This window comes from Rhizobium sp. WYCCWR10014 (genome assembly GCF_001657485.1).
GTDB lineage: Bacteria > Pseudomonadota > Alphaproteobacteria > Rhizobiales > Rhizobiaceae > Rhizobium.
In genome coordinates, this window is the sequence record NZ_LXFU01000035.1 from 333,854 (window position 1) to 354,369 (window position 20,516).

The following is a 20,516-nucleotide window of genomic DNA, read 5'->3' on the forward strand; positions in this document are numbered from 1 at the left end:
AGTGCTACAGCGTCCTTTGCGCGTCTGAAAAGACGCGCGGCGCTGTAGAAGGAAAGCCGCCGGGCCTATTTACTGCACACCCTTCAACACATAGATCAGCGGCTTTTTCGGCAGCGTGCGCATCGAGACGGTGATGCTGTCATCGGGCGCATTGGCGACGTCGAAATCCTTTCCGAACATCGAAACGAAGGCTTCGACTGGCGGGCCGCGCCGGTGCATCGGCAGGATCAACGACGAGCGAAGCCGCTTGATGACGCGGCTCATGCTGTCGGCGCCCATGGTCAGGCCGCCATCGACGGGGACCATGACGACGTCGAGGCGGCCGATCTCGGTATAATGGGCATCGGTCAGCTCATAATGCAGGTGGCCGAGATGGCCGATGCAGAGGCCGGCGATCTCAAAGATGAAGATGGAGTTGCCGTTCTCATGCGCGCCGCCGAGGCCGTAGCTGAAGCGGATATCCGTGGGGACGTTGCGGATATAAGCATCGCCGACGACGAGATTGATATCGGCCTTCTCGCCCGGAATGTCGCTCCACCCATGCAGCACATGCTTAATGCCGGGATCGGGGGTCAGGGTATAGTGGGTCGTGTGGGCCTTGTTCATGGTCACGGCATCGGGCGGCGTTGCCGGCCTGTACCAGCCATTATAGTCGGTTGCGATAACGATGCCGCCGGGCGTATCGATCTCGAAGGTCGAATGGCCGAGGAAGGTCAGTTTGACGTCCTCGCCCTCGGAGACGGCAGGCACCAGCGGCGGGGCGCCGGAAAAGCTTGCGAAGGTCACCTTGGGGATCGTTTGCGCGATCGCCTGGCACTGGCTGACCGGTGGCCGCGGCTCTTGTGCCCCGGCAAGATTCGGCGCGGCGAAGGCCGCAAGGCATGCGATAGCGAGGATAAGATATCGCGGCTTCATGCCACCCCTCCGGCGCTCTATCACCCTTCAATCGGCGCCTAATCCTTTCCGAAAATCGATTCCGATTTTCAGGGTTATGCGCGAGTGGCGGGGAGGATGCGGCATGAGGCCGCAGGGGTCCAGACGGCGGGTTCTCACAATTGCGTGTTGGACGGCCGTCCGTCGCCTGTTACCGCCAGAACTCCGGCACCGTTTCGGCCAACCGCGGCCCGAGTCGGAGCGGCGCGATCTTTTCCGCAAGCCCCGTCGTATCCGAGATCTCCACGCCGACGCCGCAGATCGTCGCGGGGCCGTTCGCGGCTTCCATGCGGCCCTTCGGCATCTTGGAGATGAAGCGGTTAAGCGGCTCCTCCTTGTCCATGCCGAGGGAGGAGTCGTAGTCGCCGCACATGCCGGCATCCGACATATAGGCGGTGCCGCCGTTCAGGATCTGTGCGTCGGCGGTCGGTACATGCGTGTGGGTGCCGACAACGAAGCTGGCGCGGCCGTCGACGAAATGGCCGAAGCACTGCTTCTCGCTGGTCGCCTCGGCATGGAAATCGAAGATGATCGCGTCGGCCTGTTCCTTCAGCGGGCAGGCGTCGAGGATGACCTCCGCCGATTTGAAGGGGTCGTCGAGCTCGGGATGCATGAAGACCCGGCCCATGACGTTGGCGACGAGCACACGCGCGCCGTTCCTGGCATAGAAAAGGCCGGAGCCGCGGCCGGGCGTGCCTTGCGGATAGTTGGCCGGCCGCAGGAATTGATCGTGGCGGCCGGCAAAAGCGACGGCTTCCTTCTGGTCCCAGACGTGATTGCCCGTCGTCACCACGTCGGCGCCGGCATTGATCGTTTCCAGAAAGATGTCCTCGGTGATGCCGAAGCCGCCGGCGGCATTCTCGCCGTTGACGACGACGAAATCGAGCTTGAGGTCGGAAACCAGGCCAGGGAGGCGGTCCCACACCGCCGTGCGTCCCGTCTTGCCGACCATGTCACCCAGAAAAAGCAGCCGCATTCCCTATCCAATCCAAGAGGCAAAAAAGCGAAGGCCGCTTTCTGTCAGGATGGCATCCAGGCTTATATCGTGCGGCTCGTCGGGCACATGTGCCACTTCCTGGCAGTCGAATGCAATGCCGATCAGCTTCGGATGCAGGCCTTTTTGCCTTAGCCGGTTGATGGCGCGGTCGTAGTGGCCGGCGCCGTAGCCGATGCGGTGGCCGCGGGCATCGAAGGCCGAAAGCGGCACCAGCATGATTTCGGGATCAAGAACGGCGGCATCCGCGCTAGGGCCGACCGTGCCGAAACCGGTATCGACGAGGGGCGCGCCTTCCGCCAGCTCGCGAAAGACGATGGTCTGCCGGTCAAGGATCGCCGGCACGCAGAGCCGCGCCCCGCGCACGGCAAAGCGCGCCATCAGTGGCCGCAGATCTGCTTCCGAACGGATCGGCAGAAAGCCGGAGACGATCGTATCCAGCGCAAAACCGACGGCCTCGCCGGCATGGTCGGCCATTGCGAGGCTTTTGGAGGCACGTTTCTCGGCGGGGATGGCGTCGCGGGCGGACAGCCGTTCGTTGCGCAGCTGCGCTTTCAATTCTTTCGCGGTCATTGGATCTGCCGGTTCTGAGAGATTTGACCGAGCATAGACGGCTGGATGTCCGATGCAAATGCAGGATGCGACAGCATCACGTTCGTTTCATGCCTCGCCCGCCTACGGCAGCGGTCGTCAGACGACGATGCTTGTCGGTATTGTCGCCGTGGCGATGGAGAAGCCTGCCATATTGGCCCCGGCCTGCCGGTCCTGCTGCCGCAACTCACGCATCGCCTTTTCGAGCACTTGCTTGAGTTCACGCACGACCGCCTTGAACTCTTCCATCGTTTCGCGATCATCGGCCGAAATGCCTGAAAATTTCGGGGCATCCTCAGCGACGCTGGCATAGGCGTTGCGGGCGTTGGCGGCGGCGTCCAGTTCCAGCGAGCCGGTCTCGCCGGCCGCAATTTCTCCTGAGGTATCCGTCAGTGCAGAAGCGGCCCCGCTCGTTGCGACTGCTGTCGCACCCGTGGGTGCATCCACCTGAACAGCCGTTGCCGGGCTGCCGGTCGCGACTGATGATGCGAATTCGGAGGCGGCGGTGCCGACCTTGCGCGCCAGTTCGGCAGCCAGCCGGGCGACCACCTCAGGTGCCATGTTGGAGCTGCGCAGCATCTCCAGCTCCTGTTTTGCCTCTTCGAGCTTGCGTTGAGCCTTCGCCTTGGCCTCGTCTCCCGAGTTCGCCAAGGTCTGGCGCATCTGCTGCAGCGCCTGGGTGGCGCGCTGCAGCTTTAGCACGCCTTGATCGGTCTCGCTTCCGGCGGCCGTAATGGCTGCCGTCGAAGACGCGCCGCGCAAGATGATGGAGGCAGACGTGGTTGCAACCTGCATGAACAATTCCCCGATTTTTAATTCGGGCCCCGATTGCGATTCGGGCGCATTCTGCAACGTCAGACTTGCGTGGACCTGTGTCTCTGGGATTCGGGAAGCGCAGCGGCCAGCCGCTGCAACGTCTCCTCGAACAGAGGGGCTCCGCCGGGTGCCCAGCCGAGCGCGCGGATTTTCGCAGTGTTCATGGGATTGAGCGCGGCGCTGTCGGCAGGGGCCGGCAGCGCGTGCCGACAGCCCGTCTCGCGGCGGATGGGTGAAAGGATATCGCGCGTGTCGACTGATATGTCCGAGACGTTGAAGACCTCGCCGGAGATGCGGGTGCTTTCCGTCTCCAGCATCAGTCTCACCGCCCGACCAAGGTCGCGGCCATGAACTTCCGTTCCCAGGCGGGCAGCAACCGGCCGACCGGCGAGGTAATCGGCGATGAGGCCGTCCCATTTGTTCGGGGAGAGATCGCCATAGACGCCGGTCGCCCTCAGGCTTACGCCGGCAAAACCCGGCGTGGAGAGATGGGCAAGCGCGCGTTCGGCATCGAGCTTGACCTGGCCGTAGAGTGTTTCGGGCTTGGCCAGCATCGTCTCCGCCAGTTCGGTTCCTGGCGGGTGTTCGCCATAGGCGGCGCGGCTGGACAGGAAGACGCAGCGGCGCGTGCCGGCGCGTTTGGCGGCTTCGAAAAGCCGGACGGTGCCGTCGAGGTTCAACCTGTGGAAGGTCTTGGGATCGTCGCCCTCGCCGCCACGATATTTGCCCGGAACATGACTGAAAGCGGCGTGGACGAAGAAATAGGCGTCATCGAAGACATCGATCTGATCCTTGTCGGGATCGAGCGAAAGCGCCGCGAACTCGACCGGGCGGGAGAAGAGGCGGGGCAACGGCGCGCGGCGCCCGCCGACGATCACCTGATATCCGGCGGCCAGCAGTTCCTCGACGACATACCGGCCGACGAGACCCGTTCCACCCGATACAAGTACCTTCATGCTGCCCCTTCCGGATTGTCCAGCGCCGTAATCTCAGGCACGTCGCCGCCATCGTGAAAACGGTGCCACAGATCGATCAAAGGTTGTAGTTGCGCTGCCTTGGGATGATCCTTTTCCCACGGTTTTTCATACTGGTAATGCAGGATCGAAATGCTCTTCCAGTCCCAAAGGTCCGGCATGGTGAACCATACATATTGCAGCATGTTGAAATAAACCGGCAGGCCGTGCCAATCCGGGAAGAATGTCTCGAGAAAGGTCTGATCGGTGCGCCGCCAGAAGGCGTCCGGCCTGTCGAGCCTTTCGAGCATGTGCCGGAATGTGTCATGCGAGGGCGTCGCGACGAAGACGCCGGAATTCATACGGCGGAAGTCGGCGAGGTTTTCGTAGACATTGGGGGCGGCTGACAATTCTGGATAGCGGAAGAGCCTGTCGACATTCTTCAGCACGAGGGCGTCGGCGTCGATGAAGACGCAGCGCTGATATTCGACGAGCTGCCAGAGCCTGAGCTTGCAGAAATTGTCGAGCGGCGAATGGAAATCCGGCTTGCGGCCCTTGGTGAAAGGGGCTGTCGAATGGAGCTGACCGCGGGCGTGGCGCTCGTTGAAGGCGTCGGAGAGCGGCAGGTGCTCGACCTCGATCAGGCGGCAGTCGAGTGCTTGCAGAGGCGTGAGGGTGGCAGCATCGACGCCGCCGGTGTGGAGAATGACGATGTCAGCGCCAGTGCCGGTTCGGCGCAGGGAGCGGGCAAGCGCGGTCGCACCCACGGCGTAGTCGGCATTGGTGACCAGTGTGACATAAGCGAAACGATGAGATGGTCGCGTGGTTACGTGCGCCATTGCCGCACTTCCTTGTTCCCGTCCTTGGTCCGGCCCAAGGACGGGACGGAGGAGAGGTCGTGCCGTGGCCACCCCCCTCTGCCCTGCCGGGCATCTCCCCCATAGGTGGGGAGATTGGCTGGGCGCACTGACTTCCCCAAGCAACCGGCGTCCAGCACAGCAAAACGGTAAATGGGTGGGAAGCGCGAGCCGCTTGTGATCTCCCCACCTGTGGGGGAGATGCCCGGCAGGGCAGAGGGGGGCTCACACGGTATGCCCTCTCCTTCCCACATAAACTGACTTGGTAAGGGAGTCTCTATGGAGCCTTCCAATATGAACACGCCCTCGCTCAAGAGACGGACTTCAGCCGCTTGCCTTCGGGATCGTGATTGATCGTCGCGGCGATGTCCTTGGTCCAGGCGGAGACGGCCGGCACGCGCGCGCGGTCGACGCGATAGGCGAATTTCTTCGCGACGTCGACGATCTCGCCGAGCAGGCCCGCTTCCAGCGTGATCGGATCGAGGCCGAGATCGCGGAATTTTTCGTTGCGGACGATCAGCTCGTTCTCGGCGGCTTCCTTGCGCGGGTTGGGCAGCCAGGCAATCTTGGCGCCGCTCATCCTGGCGATCATTTCGGCGAGGTCGCGCACCCGGTGGGTTTCGGTCATCTGGTTAAAGATCTCGACGCGGGCGCCGCGGGCCGGCGGGTTTTTCAGCGCCAGCTCGATGCAGCGCACGGAGTCCTGGATGTGGATGAAGGCGCGGGTCTGGCCGCCGGTGCCGTGCACCGTCAGCGGATAGCCGATCGCCGCCTGGATGAGGAAGCGGTTCAGCACCGTGCCGTAATCGCCGTCATAGTCGAAACGGTTGATCAGCTGCGCGTGGCGGCGCGTCTGCTCGGTGTGTGTGCCCCAGACGATGCCCTGGTGCAGATCGGTGATCCTCAGGCCGTCATTCCTTGCGTAGAACTGGAAGAGGAGCTGATCCAAGCACTTGGTCATGTGATAGATCGAGCCGGGATTGGAGGGATAGAGGATCTCCTGGCTGACCGTCTCGCCGCCTGCGGTTTCGATGCCGACCGGCAGGTAACCCTCGGGAATCGCCGCCCCGACCGTCGAATAGCCGTAGACGCCCATGGTGCCGAGATGGATGAGATGGGCATCGAGATTGAGTTCCGTTAGCGCGTTCAGCAGGTTGTGCGTGGCGCTGACATTGTTGTTGACGGTGTAGTTCTTGTGGCGGTCGCTCTTCATCGAATAGGGCGCGGCCCGCTGCTCGGCAAAATGGATGACGGCATCCGGGCGATGTTCGGAAAGCCAGTTCTTCAGGAGTTCGTAGTCCTTGGCGAGATCGATCAGATTGAAGTGGATGCGGCGCCCGGTTTCGGCATGCCAGATGCGGGTGCGCTCCTGGATCGAATCCATCGGGGTCAGCGACTGAACGCCAAGTTCGGTGTCGATCCAGCGGCGCGAGAGATTGTCGAGGATATGGATGTCGTGCCCGGCATCGGAGAGATGCAGCGACGTTGGCCAACCAATGAAACCGTCTCCGCCCATAACCGCAATCTTCATCGCATCGTCTCCTGATCGGTCGCTCGTTGTCGGGAATAGTTAGGAATTGTGACAGTTATTCAATGCTTGCCTGTCTGGAAGCGTTGCGCCAAAGAGGGCACCTCAGTTTGGAGAAAATTATGACGGAACGCCCTTTTTCCATTTCGGGAGAGCTGACGGAGGCCGGACACCGGCTCGTGCAGCGGGTCTACTATGAAGATACGGACTTTTCCGGCCTGGTCTATCACGCCCGCTACCTGCATTTCCTGGAGCGTGGCCGTACCGATTATCTGCGCTGCCTCGGCGTCGAGCAGCGCGAGCTCGTCAGCGCCGACGAGGAGGGGCTGGTTTTCGTCGTCCACCGCATGGAGATCGACTTCAAGAGCCCGGCGCGCATGGACGATGTGCTGACGATCCTGACGCATACGGAAAAGGCCGGCGGCGCCAAGATGGTTCTCAATCAGCAGATTCGCTCTGGCGAGACGCTGCTGATCGCCGCCAAGGTGATCATCGCCGTCATCAACGCCCGGGGGCGGCCGAGGCGGCTGCCGGAAACATTGGCGATGAAATTCCTGGAAGGCAGCACGCCGCTATAGTCCGCCATCACTTGAAATTCGGACCTTGTCAAAACTTGAACTTTATGTGAAGGAATTCCCGCGCCGCAGGATGAGCGCTCTTTCGGCAGCCGGACCTTGCTCCGGTCAAGTAATCCATGGAACGAAATCTTCCAAATACAGGCTTACTGTCACAGTCCGGCACTAACGATCTATTAACCATAATAGTGTCTTACTGGGAAAGTCGGAGTTTGTGCGGTGCACGCCTTCCTTTGACCAAATTTGACGGCAAGAAGGCGGAAGATGAGCTTGGAAGTTTGACCAGGGCTTTGGGCGGCGGCCGCCGGACACTTCTTGCGAGATCAGTTTGTGCCGCCCGGTCCAGCACCGGGCGTTTGGATTCGGGGATTTTGGACCAATGGAACAAGTAGGATTGGCAGCAGCAACGACGGACGTCAGCCTCTGGTCGCTTTTCATGCAGGCCGGCATCGTCGTCAAGCTCGTCATGCTCGGGCTCATCGCAGCCTCGGTGTGGACGTGGGCGATCGTCATCGACAAATATCTGGCCTATGGCCGCGCACGGCGCCAGTTCGACAAGTTCGAGCAGGTGTTCTGGTCGGGCCAGTCGCTGGAAGAACTCTACCGCTCGCTGTCGGAACGCAGCAATACGGGGCTGGCGGCGATCTTCGTGGCCGCGATGCGCGAGTGGAAGAAATCCTTCGAACGCGGCGCCCGTTCGCCGATCGGCCTGCAGATGCGTATCGATCGCGCGATGGACGTGACGCTCGCCCGTGAAACAGAATTTCTCGGCGCTCGCCTTGGATCGCTTGCGACCATCGGCTCGGCCGGGCCGTTCATCGGCCTGTTCGGCACGGTCGTCGGCATCATGACCTCGTTCCAGGCAATCGCCGGCTCGAAGTCGACCAACCTTGCGGTCGTCGCGCCCGGTATCGCCGAAGCGCTGCTTGCCACCGCGATCGGCCTCGTCGCCGCTATCCCGGCGGTTATCGCCTACAACAAGTTTTCTGCCGATGCTGGCAAGCTTTCGGGCCGCATGGAAGGTTTCGCGGATGAATTCTCCGCCATACTTTCGCGCCAGATCGACGAGAAACTGCAGCCGCGCGCTGCCGCTCAGTAACCAACGGAGTATTCTGACATGGGTATGGCTGTTGGAGGCAATGGCGGCGGGGGCGGCGGACGCCGCCGTCGTGGCGGTCGGAACAGGGCCGTGATCTCGGAAATAAACGTAACGCCGCTCGTCGACGTCATGCTGGTGCTTTTGATCATCTTCATGGTCGCGGCACCGATGATGACCGTCGGCGTGCCGATCGACCTGCCGGAAACGCAGGCCAAGGCGCTGAATTCCGAGACGCAGCCGATCACCATCTCCGTCAAGAATGACGGCGAGGTGTTCCTGCAGGAAACGCCGATCCCGGCGGCGGAGATCGCCGCCAAGCTCGAGGCGATCGCCACCACCGGCTATAATGAACGCATCTTCGTGCGCGGCGACGCGACAGCGCCTTACGGCGTCATCGCCGACGTCATGGCCCGTATCCAGGGCGCAGGCTTCAAGAATATCGGCCTCGTGACGCAGCAGAAGAAGGACCAATAGCGCACAAAATGAAGGCCAGTGTCATCACATCTGCTGTTTTGCACGGCCTGGTGCTTACCTGGGCGATGGTGTCGCTCGGCGCTCCGGAATCCTTCAAGGTAGAGGATTTCGAGGCGATGCCGGTCGATCTCGTGCCGGTGGAGTCCATTACCCAGATGCAGCAAGGCGACAAGAAGGCTCCGAAAAAGGAGACTTCCGCGCCCGTGCCGACGACACGGCCGCCGATCGCACAGCCCGCCGAGAATGCCGGCGACAACAATGTCGATCTGAAGACGCCGCCGGTTCCGAACGCCAAGCCCAGCAATAGCGAAGCGGCCGCAGCGAATTCGAGCGAAAAGCCGATGCCGAAGACCGATCCGGTCCCGAACGATGTCAAGGATATCGTCAAGGAGGAAACGGAAGTCGAGCAGCCGAAGCAGGTCGCCTCCATTCCACCGCCGAAGCCGGTCGAAGTAACGCCGCCGAAGCCTGAGGAAAAACCGCCGGAAGAGCAGGCCAAGCCTGAGGAACCGCCGAAGCCGGATGCCGAGGCGCTGCCGGACAATGTGCCGACCCCTGTCGCCAAACCGCAGGTGAAGCCGCCGGAACCACAGAAGCCCGTCGAAAAGCCGCCGGAAAAGACTGCGGATCAGCCGAAGACCGCCGAGAAGCCGACCGAAAAGAAGAAGGCCGATCAGAAGCAGGAGACGGCGAAATCCGCTTCGGCGATGAAGAGCGATTTCAATGCCGATGAGGTTGCGGCGTTGCTGAACAAGACCGATCCTTCAGCAGGCGGGGCTAAGCGCTCGACGCAGGAGGCATCGCTCGGTGCGAAGAAGAGCAATGGCGGCTCCAAGCTTTCGATGAGCGAGATGGATGCGCTGAAGAGCGCCATCGCCGGCAATTGGTCTGTCATTCCCGGCATGGAAGGCGTGAGCGATGTTCGCATCAAGGTGCATATGAATCTCGATCAGGACGGCAACATCGTCGGCGAACCGGAAGTCGAGGCGGTCGGTGGCGATAACGAATCCACGCGTCGGGCACTCGCCGGCGGCGCTTATCGCGCCATCATGAAATCGGCTCCTTTCTCGTCGCTTCCAAAAGACAAATACGATGCCTGGAGCGAAGTCGTCGTCAACTTCGATCCAAGCGATCTAGGAATTTAGATGCTGAAGAGCCTGTCTAATTTCGCGAAGTCTTTCGGGATACGTGCGGTGCTGATGGGGATCGTGATTGGCATGGCGTTGCCGCTCGAAGCAAATGCGGAGACGGTTGATCGGGTAAATGGCAGCAAGGAAGCAGCCGCTATCAGCTCGGCTACCGCTGTCGCGATGCGAGATGCAATCCAAAGGCAGTTCAATATCGATACAAGGCTGGAAGGCATCGGCAGCGTGCGTATGACGATTCACCTAAAGCTTGATAGAGATGGCAAGATCGTAGGCGTTCCTGACGTGGAGGCCAGTGGTGGTAGTGAGAGCACGCGAAAAAGCATTACCAATGCCGGCGTTCGCGCAGTTCGTCGCGCAGCTCCTTTTACGATGCTTCCAAAAGATAAATATGATGCCTGGAAGGAAGTTATTTTGAACTTCGACACCAGCGCTCTTACGCAATAAGATGCTGAAAGGCTTGTTTGATATGGTCAAGTGTTCCCTTATCCGCGCGCTCGTAGTCGCCGTAGGCATGGCTGCCGCCGCTCTTGTTGCATCGCCAGCGAACGCGCTCGTCGAAATCAACATCAACAAGGGTAATGTCCAGCCGCTTCCGATCGCGGTGACTGATTTCCAGGGCGACATGGGCGCGCAGGTCTCGCAAGTCATCGCCGCCGACTTGCAGCGGTCCGGTCTCTTCGCACCCATCAACAAAACCGCCTTCATCGAGAAGATTTCTAATCCCGACGCTTCGCCGCGGTTTGAGGACTGGAAGGTCATCAATGCCCAGGCGTTGGTCACCGGCCGGGTTACCAAGGAAGCGGATGGCCGCCTTCGCGCCGAATTCCGCCTGTGGGATACTTTTGCCGGACAGCAGATGACCGGTCAGCAGTTCTACACGCAACCGGAGAACTGGCGCCGTGTGGCTCACATCATCGCCGATGCGATCTACAAGCAGATCACTGGTGAGGAAGGTTATTTCGACACCCGCGTCGTCTTCGTCTCCGAATCCGGCACCAAGCAGCAGCGCAAGCGCCAGCTGGCGATCATGGATCAGGATGGCTTCAACGTGCGCATGCTAACGGATGGCAGCGATCTCGTTCTGACGCCGCGCTTCTCGCCGAGCCGGCAGGAAGTGACCTACATGTCCTTTGCCAACCAGCAGCCGCGGGTCTATCTGCTGCAGCTCGAAACCGGGCAGCGCGAGGTCGTCGGCAATTTCCCCGGCATGACATTTTCGCCGCGCTTCTCGCCGGATGGGCAGAAGGTGATCATGAGCCTGCAGCAGGATGCCAATTCCAACATCTATACGATGGACCTGCGTTCGCGCACGACGACGCGGTTGACCTCGACGGCGGCGATCGACACGTCGCCCTCCTATTCGCCTGATGGTGCGCGCGTCAGCTTTGAAAGCGACCGCGGCGGAAAGCCGCAGATCTACGTGATGAACGCCGATGGTTCCGGCCAGACCCGTATTTCCTTCGGCGACGGATCCTATTCGACGCCGGTCTGGTCGCCGCGCGGCGATCTCATCGCCTTCACCAAACAGGCCGGCGGCAAGTTCTCGATCGGCGTGATGAAGCCGGATGGGTCCGGCGAACGCATCCTGACGACCGGCTTCCACAATGAGGGCCCGACCTGGGCGCCGAACGGCCGCGTCCTGATGTTCTTCCGCCAGGCGGCGGGGTCGGGCGGTCCGCAGCTCTATTCGATCGATCTGACCGGTTACAACGAGCAGCTCGTGAAGACGCCGACCTACGGCTCCGACCCGGCCTGGTCGCCGCTTATGGAGTAGGCGATGCGCTGCTGCCTTCTTGTCGCCCCAAAGTCATGGAACCGAGCGACCAAGGGACAAAGTAGCAAATCGTTAACCATAATCTTTGAGGGGCGGTTAACCGAGTGCGGTTACTGTCCGGAAACCCTGATGAAATCGCAAGGAGACCGGCCATGAGCCGAATTCATACCCCGGCAATGAGCCGCATGCAGAATTTCGCCCGCAACCCCGTCATGATCGCGCTTATCGCCGGCCTCGCGCTCGCAAGCTGCGCCAAGAAGCCGCCGAACAGCGCCGGCGACCTCGGCCTCGGCACCGGTGCTGGTGGGGCTGCAACGCCGGGCTCGGCCCAGGACTTCACGGTCAATGTCGGCGACCGCATCTTCTTCGATACAGACTCCTCGTCGATCCGCGCCGATGCTTCGCAGACGCTCGACCGTCAGGCCCAGTGGCTCGGCCGCTACCCGAACTACCAGATTACCGTCGAAGGCCATGCCGACGAACGCGGCACACGCGAATATAACCTCGCGCTCGGTGCCCGCCGTGCGGCTGCCGCGAAGGACTATCTCGCTTCGCGCGGCGTCCCGGCGCAGCGCCTGAAGACGATCTCCTACGGCAAGGAACGTCCGGTCGCCGTCTGCGACGATATTTCCTGCTGGTCGCAGAACCGCCGCGCGGTTACCGTGCTTGGCGGCGCCGGCATGTAATTGCCGAGCAACAATTCGCTTTTTCGACAGGCGGTCCCATCAGGGGCCGCCTTTTCTTTTTGACCACACTTTGGCCAGACTCCGTTGCTTTTTGAAAGCAATTGGAAAAGTCTCCTGTTCGTGCCATCGAGGTGCGAAGAATCACTGGGACAGGACGATACATATGAAGAAACTTGTCGTGGCAGGCATGCTGTGCCTCGCGGCTGTGACCGGAAGCGAACGGGCGGCCTATTCCGCCTCGTTCTTCGGGCTACATCTCGGCGGCCGATCCGCGGAAAACCAGGCGGCGCCGCCTGTTGTCAAGGTGCAGAGCGGCGATGCAGAGGTCCGCGTGCAGCAGCTCGAAGAGCAACTGCGGCAGTTGAACGGCCGGATCGAGGAGATGAGCTTTCAGCTTCTGCAGATGCAGGAGACGATCCGCAAGCAGCAGGAAGACAATGAATTCCGCTTCCAGCAACTCGAAAAGACGGGTGCCGGCGGCGGCGCCAAGGCCCCTGTCAAGAAGAGCGAGACGGATGCCGCTCCGGCCGCCTCCGGCGGCGACGACATTGCCAAGGTGATCCAAGCACCGCAGGGAGCCGAGACGGCTCCCTCCACCAGCGTGCCGGAGAATAGCGGTCTCGGCCAACCGCCGAAGGAACTCGGCTCGATCGATTTCGATCAGAACGGCAATCCGATCGGTGGAAGCGTCGACGAAAATGCCACGATCGGTTCCGGTCCGATTCCCGATGCCAATAGCAAAACGCCGCAGCAGACTGCCTCGCTCGGCAGCGAGGCCGACCAGTACAAGGCCGCCTATGGCCACGTATTGTCCGGCGACTACAGCACGGCCGAACAGGAATTCACGCAGTACATCACCCGCTACCCGAGCAGCGCACGGGCGGCGGACGCCAATTTCTGGCTCGGCGAAGCGCTCTATTCGCAGGGCAAGTACAATGAGGCGGCCAAGACCTTCCTCAATGCGCATCAGAAATACGGCACATCGGAAAAGGCGCCGGAAATGCTGCTGAAGCTCGGCATGTCGCTTGCGGCTCTCGACAATAACGAGACGGCCTGTGCGACGCTGCGCGAAGTGTCGAAGCGTTATCCAAAGGCTTCGCGTGCCGTCATAAGCAAGGTTGCGAGCGAACAGAAGCGCCTCTCCTGCTAAGGTCTTCCGGAATGTCTCCGGAAGCCGCATCGCCTCAACTGGCGATCCTCCAGTTTCTCACGTCGCTTCAAAGCCCCGCACGCATTCTCATCGCGATATCAGGCGGCAGCGATTCCACCGGCCTGCTTCTTCTGCTCGATGAAGCCGTGAAGGCCGCGCCCCATCTCAAGATTTCCCTTTGCGCTGCAACCGTTGATCATGCGTTGCGCGCCGGCTCCGCAGACGAGGCGCGTAAAGTCGCAGCCCTCTGCGCATCGCTCGGCATTCCCCACACCATTCTGATCTGGCAGGGCGACAAGCCGAAGACCGGCATCATGGCGGCTGCCCGCGAGGCACGCTACGGCCTGCTTGCGGCTGCCGCCGAAAGTTTCGAAGCCGATCTCATCGTTACGGGCCATACGCTTGACGACCAGCGCGAAACGCTTGCCATGCGTGGGATGCGAACGGAGCAGGTTTCGACCGGTATTGCAGATGCGGTGCTCTTCGACCGGCGTTTCTGGACTTTACGGCCGCTTCTTTTCTCCACGCGGGCCGATATCCGCGCTTTCCTGAAAGAGCAGGGCGTGCCGTGGATCGACGATCCCAGCAACGAGGATATCAAGTACGAGCGCGTGCGGATGCGCCGGCAGCTTTCGGCCGATGCAGGCGTGGAGAAGGATATTGGCGCGGCCTGGGAGGAGCGGCTGGTCCTGTCGTCCAGAGGAGCCGAATGGTTGGATCGTCATTTCCGGCTTCACGGCGGCCTACTCGGGCAGGTGATGCCTGACGGGTTGCGGCAGGACCGCCTCGTCCTCGACTATGTGCTCGCCCGTCTGGCAGCCGTTTTCGGTGGGCATCCGTTCGTGCCGGGCAGGGCGCAGATGGAGCGGGTTCTTGTCTTCGCCGCAGGCAGCCAGCTTGGGCGAATGACTGCCGGCGGAGTGGTTTTTGATCTCAGGCGTGACGGGCTTTACCTAGTGCGCGAGAGCAGGGGAATATTGCCTCTGGTTCTGCAGCCGGGGGAGGCTGGGGTTTGGGATGGCAGGTTCGAGTTCGAAAACAGGTCAGGGGCGACCATCAGGATCGAAGCTCAGGCCGGGCAGTCCCTCATTCCCTTCCTCGGGTTTCATCCGAGGGATGTCACAGGAATCCAACCACCGCGCGTCGGCGCGGTGAATGACTCAACAATGCGTGAAGAGTCTCCCGCGCCCAAGGACTTGGGCGCGCTGGATTCCTGTGACATCCCTCGGATGAAACCCGAGGACAGGGATGAGGGCGGGTTGGGCAGGGGCCTTCCCAAGGGCGCATGGAAGCGCGCCATCGCTTCGGCGCCGGTTTTATCTGCCGAAGGAAACCTTTTATCTGAGGAATCCGCCCGCATGGTCGAACTGACACCCTATTTCGCACCCTTCGACCGCTTTTTGACACGATTTGACTTCATCTTTGCCAATAGGCTTTCGGCGGTTTTCGCGACGGCGCCCTATGCGAGGCTGCCTTTAAGAAGTATTGACGGAAAAACCATCTGACTTAGGGGATCGCCTTGGCAATCGCACGGCGCAACCCTATGTTAGAAACGAATAAGACGGTCGCCATGAGGCGGCTGTTCCATGCTGGGGAGTTCAATGAACCCTAACTTACGTAATTTCGCCTTGTGGGCGATCATAGCGCTTCTGCTGATCGCCCTTTTCAGTATGTTTCAGACGGCGCCGGCGCAAACGGGCTCCCGCGAAATCCCTTATTCGCAGTTTCTGCGTGAGGTCGATGCGGGCCGTGTGAAGGACGTCGTGGTCACGGGCAACCGTCTCTCCGGAAGCTATGTTGAAAATGGCACCACCTTCCAGACCTATTCGCCTGTGATCGACGACAGTCTGCTCGATCGCCTGCAGTCGAAGAACGTCCTGGTTTCCGCCCGTCCTGAAACGGACGGCTCTTCGGGTTTCCTCAGCTATCTCGGCACGCTTTTGCCGATGCTTCTGATTCTCGGCGTCTGGCTGTTCTTCATGCGGCAGATGCAGGGCGGTTCACGCGGGGCGATGGGCTTCGGCAAATCCAAGGCCAAGCTGCTCACCGAAGCGCATGGCCGCGTGACCTTTGAAGACGTCGCCGGTGTCGACGAGGCCAAGCAGGATCTCGAAGAAATCGTCGAGTTCCTGCGTGATCCGCAGAAGTTCCAGCGTCTCGGCGGCAAGATCCCGCGCGGCGTGCTGCTCGTCGGCCCTCCGGGTACCGGCAAGACGCTGCTCGCCCGCTCGGTTGCCGGCGAAGCCAACGTGCCCTTCTTCACCATTTCAGGTTCCGACTTCGTCGAAATGTTCGTCGGCGTCGGTGCAAGCCGCGTGCGCGATATGTTCGAGCAGGCGAAGAAGAATGCGCCCTGCATCATCTTCATCGACGAAATCGATGCCGTCGGCCGTCATCGCGGCGCCGGTCTCGGCGGCGGCAATGACGAACGCGAGCAGACGCTGAACCAGCTGCTGGTCGAAATGGACGGCTTCGAGGCGAATGAAGGCGTGATCCTGATCGCCGCCACCAACCGTCCCGACGTTCTCGATCCGGCGCTGCTGCGTCCCGGCCGTTTCGACCGCCAGGTCGTGGTGCCGAACCCCGACATCGTCGGCCGCGAGCGTATCCTCAAGGTACATGCCCGCAACGTTCCGCTGGCGCCGAATGTCGATCTCAAGATCCTCGCCCGCGGCACGCCCGGTTTCTCCGGCGCCGACCTGATGAACCTCGTCAACGAAGCCGCCCTCATGGCCGCCCGCCGCAACAAGCGCGTCGTCACCATGCAGGAATTCGAGGACGCCAAGGACAAGATCATGATGGGCGCCGAGCGCCGTTCCTCGGCGATGACCGAGGCGGAAAAGAAGCTCACCGCTTACCATGAGGCCGGACACGCCATGACCGCGCTCAATGTCGCCGTCGCCGATCCGCTGCACAAGGCGACGATCATTCCGCGCGGCCGTGCGCTCGGCATGGTCATGCAGCTTCCCGAGGGCGATCGCTACTCGATGAGCTACAAGTGGATGGTCTCGCGCCTCTGCATCATGATGGGCGGCCGCGTTGCCGAAGAGCTCACCTTCGGCAAGGAGAACATCACTTCGGGTGCCTCTTCCGACATCGAGCAGGCCACCAAGCTTGCCCGCGCCATGGTCACGCAGTGGGGCTTCTCCGATCAGCTCGGTCAGGTCGCCTATGGCGAGAACCAGCAGGAAGTCTTCCTCGGCCACTCGGTTTCGCAGTCGAAGAATGTTTCGGAAGCAACGGCGCAGAAGATCGACAATGAAGTGCGCCGCCTGATCGACGAAGCCTATACGCAGGCCCGCACGATCCTGACGGAAAAGCATGACGAGTTCGTCGTGCTTGCCGAAGGTCTGCTCGAATACGAGACACTGACCGGCGAAGAGATCAAGGCGCTGATCCGCGGCGAAAAGCCTTCCCGCGATCTCGGTGATGATTCGCCGCCAAGCCGCGGCTCGGCTGTTCCGAAGGCCGGCGCACGGCCTGCCACCAAGGGTGACGAGCCCGAAGGCGGCCTCGAACCGCAGCCGCATTGAACAGCGGCACTACCCTGAACAAGGCCGGATTTCCGAAGTGGGAGATCCGGCCTTTTCCATTGGTAACGGGATATAATCATTTTTCTTGCTAATTTACGTGCCGTTCGCCGCATTTTGTGGCATTCCGCTGAATTGAGGCAAGCATGAATCACGCTGCTGGAGTGACGACATTCCACTGAAGCCGGATTCGCTTGGAACGGTGCGCTGCCTTGAATGGCGCGCGGAAAGCACAGGAGTGCAGATGAAAAGACGCTATTTCGGTACCGACGGCATTCGCGGCCAATCCAACGTCTTCCCGATGACGCCGGATCTCGCCATGCGGGTCGGCATTGCCGCCGGCACGATCTTCCGCCGCGGCAATCATCGCCACCGCGTCGTCATCGGCAAGGATACGCGCCTTTCCGGCTATATGCTGGAGAACGCCATGGTCGCGGGCTTCACGGCCGCGGGTCTCGACGCCTTTATTCTCGGCCCGATTCCGACACCCGCTGTTGCCATGCTGACGCGCTCACTGCGTGCCGATCTCGGCGTGATGATCTCGGCTTCGCACAATCCTTACGAGGATAACGGCATCAAGCTCTTCGGCCCTGACGGCTACAAGCTGTCCGACGACATCGAGGCCGAGATCGAGGACCTGCTCGAAAAGGACCTGAATGCCCAGCTTGCCAAGTCCGACGATATCGGCCGCGCCAAGCGTGTCGACGGGGTGCATGACCGCTACATCGAACATGCCAAGCGCACGCTGCCGCGCGACGTGACACTGCAGGGCTTGAGGATCGCCATCGATTGCGCCAATGGGGCTGCCTACAAGGTGGCGCCGGCCGTGCTCTGGGAGCTCGGCGCCGAGGTCGTCACGATCGGCAACGAACCGAACGGCACCAACATCAATCTCAATTGCGGGTCCACCAGCCCCGTCGCGCTGCAGAAGAAGGTCGACGAGGTGCGCGCCGATATCGGCATTGCGCTCGATGGCGATGCTGATCGCGTCATCATCGTTGACGAGAACGGCTCGATCGTCGACGGCGACCAGCTGATGGCCGTCATCGCCGAGAGCTGGGCCGAGAGCCAGCAACTGCGCGGCAATGGTATCGTTGCGACCGTCATGTCCAATCTCGGCCTCGAACGTTTCCTCAATGACAAGGGCCTCGGCCTTGCCCGGACGAAGGTCGGTGACCGTTACGTCGTAGAGCATATGCGCCAGCACAATTACAATGTCGGCGGCGAGCAGTCTGGCCACATCGTGCTTTCGGACTACGGCACGACCGGCGACGGTCTCGTTGCGGCCTTGCAGATCCTCGCCGCGGTCAAGCGCACCGGCCGGACCGTCAGCGAGGTCTGCCGCCGCTTCGAGCCGGTGCCGCAGCTCCTGCGCAATGTCCGCATCAGCGGCGGCAAGCCGCTGGAGGATATCCAGGTGCAGAAGGCGATCGCAGATGCCGAAGCCGAGCTTGCCAGGAACGGCCGCCTCGTCATCCGCCCTTCGGGCACCGAGCCGCTGATCCGCGTCATGGCCGAGGGTGACGACCGCGCCCAGATCGAACGCATCGTCAACGAGCTGATCGGCACGATCTCGAACGTCCGCACTGCCGCCTGATTTTTCGGGACGAAATGTCAAAAGCCGGTACGCAAGTGCCGGCTTTTTCGTTATTGGCGCTTTCGAAGATCCACCTCGGATCGACTTCCCGCCGGAACCGTTTCCGCCTTCCGGAGACAGCAGTCAGGGATTTGCCGGCTTGGCTTCCGGCAGGGAGCAAGCCTCGGCAGCCGCAGCATGTCGGGGCGCGGTGAGCACCGAGACGGCATCCACGGAAATTTGCCGATGCCTTTGGTGACAGCGCTGTCAACCTCCACACGCGGATGCTACACGGCGGCGTTTGCATTCAAAGGAAATATCATGAAAAAATTGGTGCGCCTGCTGCTGACGATCGCTCTCGCATTCGTCGTCTTTACCGGTTTCCGCTGGTATCGCTACATCACCAACACCGACAGCCCCTATGATGAAATCGGCATCACGCTCAACAACGCCATGCCAGGCCCGATCAATGCCTGGGGCTGTGCCAAGCTCAAAACGACCTTTGGCAGCTCCTTGCCCCCGTATGGCTGCGCCGCCGAAAACGCGACGCAATGGAAGTAACAGCAGAATTGTCGATTGGAGCAGCCGATCGATCTGACGGCGAAGGAAACCGACCAGCGATTTGACGGGGCGGGTTCATGGTGTTGCAGCTGGCGGTCTTTAGCGAGTCCGGCGGCTGCCAGCCTCAGCCTAGCTTCACGATATCGAGGAATTTGCCGCCAATCTCTCTCTTAACGTTTCTTCCCATTTATAGTTAAGCAGCTTTTAACGTTTCCAATTCATTATCCATACGAAGCGTACCAGATTGGCGGCGATTGAGCCTGCCGACGCAAACGGGATTTTGGAGTGGGATCCATGAAAAGAAGCTTGTCCGGCATCTTCGCCGCATTGTTGATCGCGACAAACGCCTATTCCGCGGACTTCGCCCCTGCCGAGCCTATCCCGGAGCAGCCGCCTGAGGTGACGGTCACCGAAGCGACCGGCTGGTACCTGCGCGGCGATGTCGGCTATGCCTTCACCGATCTGCGCGGCGCCCGCTATTTCCAGGGCAGCAACGCCACGGAAGTCGATTTCGACGATGCCGATCTGGACGACGCATGGACTGTCGGCGGCGGTGTCGGTTATCAGATCAACAGCTATCTGCGCACCGATCTGACCTTCGACTATCTCACCCAGGCGGATTTCAAGGGTTCGACTGTTGGGCAGTGCGGCTTTCCGCTTGTGGACTGCACCTCGAGCGACCGCTCTTCGCTGACAGCCTATACGCTGCTCGCCAACGCCTATGTCGATCTCGGCACCTACGGCTACGTCACGCCTTATGTCGGCGCTGGTATCGGTGGTTCCTACGTGAAGTGGAAAAACCTGCGTAACGTCGCCTGCGCCGATGACGGCAGCTTCTGCGACGACCAGGTCACCCATGGCGGCAAGGGCAACTGGCGCTTCACTTACGCCCTCATGGCCGGCGCTTCGATCGACGTGACCTGCAACATCAAGGCCGATGTCGGTTACCGCTACCTGCATATCGATGGCGGCAACATGTTCGGCTATGCCGACAATGGTGGCCCGGGCCGCGACAAGGGTCTCACTGCCCACGAAGCCCGCGTCGGCGCCCGCTATCTCTTCGGCGGCTGCGCCCAGGCGAGCTACGAACCGCCGCCGGAAATCCCGCTGCAGCAGCCTGTCTACAAGTAAGTCCAATTCCCAGACATTTGAAAGCCGCCCCAACCGGGCGGCTTTTCGTATTGCGGCCCCTACCGCTCTGCGTCAAAATATGTTCCGCCCGCGACACTTCGATCTTGACTATGACGCGCCGCATCCATACACACGGCGGC

Annotated in this window: 20 protein-coding genes; 13 read left to right on the forward strand and 7 right to left on the reverse strand. The window is 61.2% G+C overall.

Features of this window, described 5'->3' with window-relative positions:
• Window positions 1-69: 69 nt before the first annotated feature.
• The 7 genes from A6U98_RS15875 to A6U98_RS15905 all read right to left on the reverse strand — a co-directional run bounded on the left by A6U98_RS15875 (window position 70) and on the right by A6U98_RS15905 (window position 6,675).
• A complete protein-coding gene (locus A6U98_RS15875; RefSeq protein WP_064651268.1) occupies window positions 70-915 on the reverse strand; it encodes an MBL fold metallo-hydrolase in 846 nt (281 codons plus the stop codon).
• Between the two features lie 169 nt (window positions 916-1,084).
• Entirely contained in the window at window positions 1,085-1,909 is an 825-nt protein-coding gene (locus A6U98_RS15880) for a TIGR00282 family metallophosphoesterase (RefSeq protein ID WP_025395924.1), read from the reverse strand.
• Between the two features lie 3 nt (window positions 1,910-1,912).
• On the reverse strand, window positions 1,913-2,500 hold the full coding sequence (locus A6U98_RS15885) for a 5-formyltetrahydrofolate cyclo-ligase (protein WP_064651270.1): 588 nt from the start codon (window positions 2,498-2,500) through the stop codon (window positions 1,913-1,915).
• Between the two features lie 117 nt (window positions 2,501-2,617).
• Entirely contained in the window at window positions 2,618-3,313 is a 696-nt protein-coding gene (locus A6U98_RS15890) for a hypothetical protein (RefSeq protein ID WP_064651273.1), read from the reverse strand.
• 59 nt (window positions 3,314-3,372) lie between these two features.
• A complete protein-coding gene (locus tag A6U98_RS15895; RefSeq protein ID WP_064651275.1) occupies window positions 3,373-4,290 on the reverse strand; it encodes an NAD(P)-dependent oxidoreductase in 918 nt (305 codons plus the stop codon).
• A complete protein-coding gene (locus tag A6U98_RS15900) occupies window positions 4,287-5,126 on the reverse strand; it encodes a glycosyltransferase (protein WP_064651277.1) in 840 nt (279 codons plus the stop codon). The genes A6U98_RS15895 and A6U98_RS15900 overlap by 4 nt, the downstream gene beginning before the upstream one ends.
• A gap of 328 nt (window positions 5,127-5,454) precedes the next feature.
• Entirely contained in the window at window positions 5,455-6,675 is a 1,221-nt protein-coding gene (locus A6U98_RS15905; protein ID WP_064651279.1) for an NAD-dependent epimerase/dehydratase family protein, read from the reverse strand.
• A 119-nt stretch (window positions 6,676-6,794) separates the two neighbouring features.
• Between A6U98_RS15905 and ybgC the strand changes: the two genes are divergently transcribed.
• The 13 genes from ybgC to A6U98_RS15970 all read left to right on the forward strand — a co-directional run bounded on the left by ybgC (window position 6,795) and on the right by A6U98_RS15970 (window position 20,376).
• The gene (ybgC, locus tag A6U98_RS15910; RefSeq protein WP_064651280.1) at window positions 6,795-7,250 is read left to right on the forward strand and encodes a tol-pal system-associated acyl-CoA thioesterase; all 456 of its coding nucleotides are present in this window, start codon (window positions 6,795-6,797) and stop codon (window positions 7,248-7,250) included.
• Window positions 7,251-7,626: 376 nt separating this feature from the next.
• Complete coding sequence (tolQ, locus tag A6U98_RS15915) at window positions 7,627-8,346, forward strand: protein TolQ (RefSeq protein ID WP_003552507.1); 720 nt, start codon at window positions 7,627-7,629, stop codon at window positions 8,344-8,346.
• Window positions 8,347-8,364: 18 nt separating this feature from the next.
• Window positions 8,365-8,820 (forward strand): protein TolR, encoded by a 456-nt coding sequence (gene tolR, locus A6U98_RS15920; protein ID WP_003542730.1) that lies wholly within the window; start codon window positions 8,365-8,367, stop codon window positions 8,818-8,820.
• A gap of 8 nt (window positions 8,821-8,828) precedes the next feature.
• Entirely contained in the window at window positions 8,829-9,965 is a 1,137-nt protein-coding gene (locus tag A6U98_RS15925) for a hypothetical protein (RefSeq protein ID WP_064651282.1), read from the forward strand.
• Complete coding sequence (locus A6U98_RS15930) at window positions 9,966-10,412, forward strand: cell envelope integrity protein TolA (RefSeq protein ID WP_064651284.1); 447 nt, start codon at window positions 9,966-9,968, stop codon at window positions 10,410-10,412.
• A 22-nt stretch (window positions 10,413-10,434) separates the two neighbouring features.
• The gene (gene tolB, locus A6U98_RS15935; protein ID WP_064651401.1) at window positions 10,435-11,742 is read left to right on the forward strand and encodes a Tol-Pal system beta propeller repeat protein TolB; all 1,308 of its coding nucleotides are present in this window, start codon (window positions 10,435-10,437) and stop codon (window positions 11,740-11,742) included.
• 152 nt (window positions 11,743-11,894) lie between these two features.
• Window positions 11,895-12,428, forward strand: coding sequence for a peptidoglycan-associated lipoprotein Pal (pal, locus tag A6U98_RS15940; protein ID WP_027683223.1), 534 nt, complete (start codon window positions 11,895-11,897; stop codon window positions 12,426-12,428).
• Between the two features lie 163 nt (window positions 12,429-12,591).
• The gene (gene ybgF / locus A6U98_RS15945; RefSeq protein ID WP_064651286.1) at window positions 12,592-13,578 is read left to right on the forward strand and encodes a tol-pal system protein YbgF; all 987 of its coding nucleotides are present in this window, start codon (window positions 12,592-12,594) and stop codon (window positions 13,576-13,578) included.
• An 11-nt stretch (window positions 13,579-13,589) separates the two neighbouring features.
• Complete coding sequence (tilS, locus tag A6U98_RS15950) at window positions 13,590-15,083, forward strand: tRNA lysidine(34) synthetase TilS (RefSeq protein WP_064651288.1); 1,494 nt, start codon at window positions 13,590-13,592, stop codon at window positions 15,081-15,083.
• A 96-nt stretch (window positions 15,084-15,179) separates the two neighbouring features.
• Window positions 15,180-17,111 carry an ATP-dependent zinc metalloprotease FtsH gene (ftsH, locus tag A6U98_RS15955; RefSeq protein WP_017961979.1) on the forward strand — a complete coding sequence of 644 codons (1,932 nt, stop codon included), beginning with the start codon at window positions 15,180-15,182 and terminating at the stop codon, window positions 17,109-17,111.
• A 241-nt stretch (window positions 17,112-17,352) separates the two neighbouring features.
• Window positions 17,353-18,705 carry a phosphoglucosamine mutase gene (gene glmM, locus A6U98_RS15960; RefSeq protein WP_027668280.1) on the forward strand — a complete coding sequence of 451 codons (1,353 nt, stop codon included), beginning with the start codon at window positions 17,353-17,355 and terminating at the stop codon, window positions 18,703-18,705.
• Window positions 18,706-19,005: 300 nt separating this feature from the next.
• Window positions 19,006-19,245 (forward strand): hypothetical protein, encoded by a 240-nt coding sequence (locus tag A6U98_RS15965; RefSeq protein ID WP_064651403.1) that lies wholly within the window; start codon window positions 19,006-19,008, stop codon window positions 19,243-19,245.
• 294 nt (window positions 19,246-19,539) lie between these two features.
• Window positions 19,540-20,376, forward strand: a complete 837-nt coding sequence (locus tag A6U98_RS15970) for an outer membrane protein (RefSeq protein ID WP_064651290.1) — start codon at window positions 19,540-19,542, stop codon at window positions 20,374-20,376.
• Window positions 20,377-20,516 lie beyond the last annotated feature (140 nt).

What these genes read in the sequence shown, in the direction of transcription:
- A6U98_RS15875 (WP_064651268.1), bottom strand. Translation starts at nt 915, where the DNA reads ATGAAGCCGCGATATCTTATCCTCGCTATCGCATGCCTTGCGGCCTTC.
- A6U98_RS15880 (WP_025395924.1), bottom strand. Translation starts at nt 1,909, where the DNA reads ATGCGGCTGCTTTTTCTGGGTGACATGGTCGGCAAGACGGGACGCACG.
- A6U98_RS15885 (WP_064651270.1), bottom strand. Translation starts at nt 2,500, where the DNA reads ATGACCGCGAAAGAATTGAAAGCGCAGCTGCGCAACGAACGGCTGTCC.
- A6U98_RS15890 (WP_064651273.1), bottom strand. Translation starts at nt 3,313, where the DNA reads ATGCAGGTTGCAACCACGTCTGCCTCCATCATCTTGCGCGGCGCGTCT.
- A6U98_RS15895 (WP_064651275.1), bottom strand. Translation starts at nt 4,290, where the DNA reads ATGAAGGTACTTGTATCGGGTGGAACGGGTCTCGTCGGCCGGTATGTC.
- A6U98_RS15900 (WP_064651277.1), bottom strand. Translation starts at nt 5,126, where the DNA reads ATGGCGCACGTAACCACGCGACCATCTCATCGTTTCGCTTATGTCACA.
- A6U98_RS15905 (WP_064651279.1), bottom strand. Translation starts at nt 6,675, where the DNA reads ATGAAGATTGCGGTTATGGGCGGAGACGGTTTCATTGGTTGGCCAACG.
- ybgC (WP_064651280.1), top strand. Translation starts at nt 6,795, where the DNA reads ATGACGGAACGCCCTTTTTCCATTTCGGGAGAGCTGACGGAGGCCGGA.
- tolQ (WP_003552507.1), top strand. Translation starts at nt 7,627, where the DNA reads ATGGAACAAGTAGGATTGGCAGCAGCAACGACGGACGTCAGCCTCTGG.
- tolR (WP_003542730.1), top strand. Translation starts at nt 8,365, where the DNA reads ATGGGTATGGCTGTTGGAGGCAATGGCGGCGGGGGCGGCGGACGCCGC.
- A6U98_RS15925 (WP_064651282.1), top strand. Translation starts at nt 8,829, where the DNA reads ATGAAGGCCAGTGTCATCACATCTGCTGTTTTGCACGGCCTGGTGCTT.
- A6U98_RS15930 (WP_064651284.1), top strand. Translation starts at nt 9,966, where the DNA reads ATGCTGAAGAGCCTGTCTAATTTCGCGAAGTCTTTCGGGATACGTGCG.
- tolB (WP_064651401.1), top strand. Translation starts at nt 10,435, where the DNA reads ATGGTCAAGTGTTCCCTTATCCGCGCGCTCGTAGTCGCCGTAGGCATG.
- pal (WP_027683223.1), top strand. Translation starts at nt 11,895, where the DNA reads ATGAGCCGAATTCATACCCCGGCAATGAGCCGCATGCAGAATTTCGCC.
- ybgF (WP_064651286.1), top strand. Translation starts at nt 12,592, where the DNA reads ATGAAGAAACTTGTCGTGGCAGGCATGCTGTGCCTCGCGGCTGTGACC.
- tilS (WP_064651288.1), top strand. Translation starts at nt 13,590, where the DNA reads ATGTCTCCGGAAGCCGCATCGCCTCAACTGGCGATCCTCCAGTTTCTC.
- ftsH (WP_017961979.1), top strand. Translation starts at nt 15,180, where the DNA reads ATGAACCCTAACTTACGTAATTTCGCCTTGTGGGCGATCATAGCGCTT.
- glmM (WP_027668280.1), top strand. Translation starts at nt 17,353, where the DNA reads ATGAAAAGACGCTATTTCGGTACCGACGGCATTCGCGGCCAATCCAAC.
- A6U98_RS15965 (WP_064651403.1), top strand. Translation starts at nt 19,006, where the DNA reads ATGAAAAAATTGGTGCGCCTGCTGCTGACGATCGCTCTCGCATTCGTC.
- A6U98_RS15970 (WP_064651290.1), top strand. Translation starts at nt 19,540, where the DNA reads ATGAAAAGAAGCTTGTCCGGCATCTTCGCCGCATTGTTGATCGCGACA.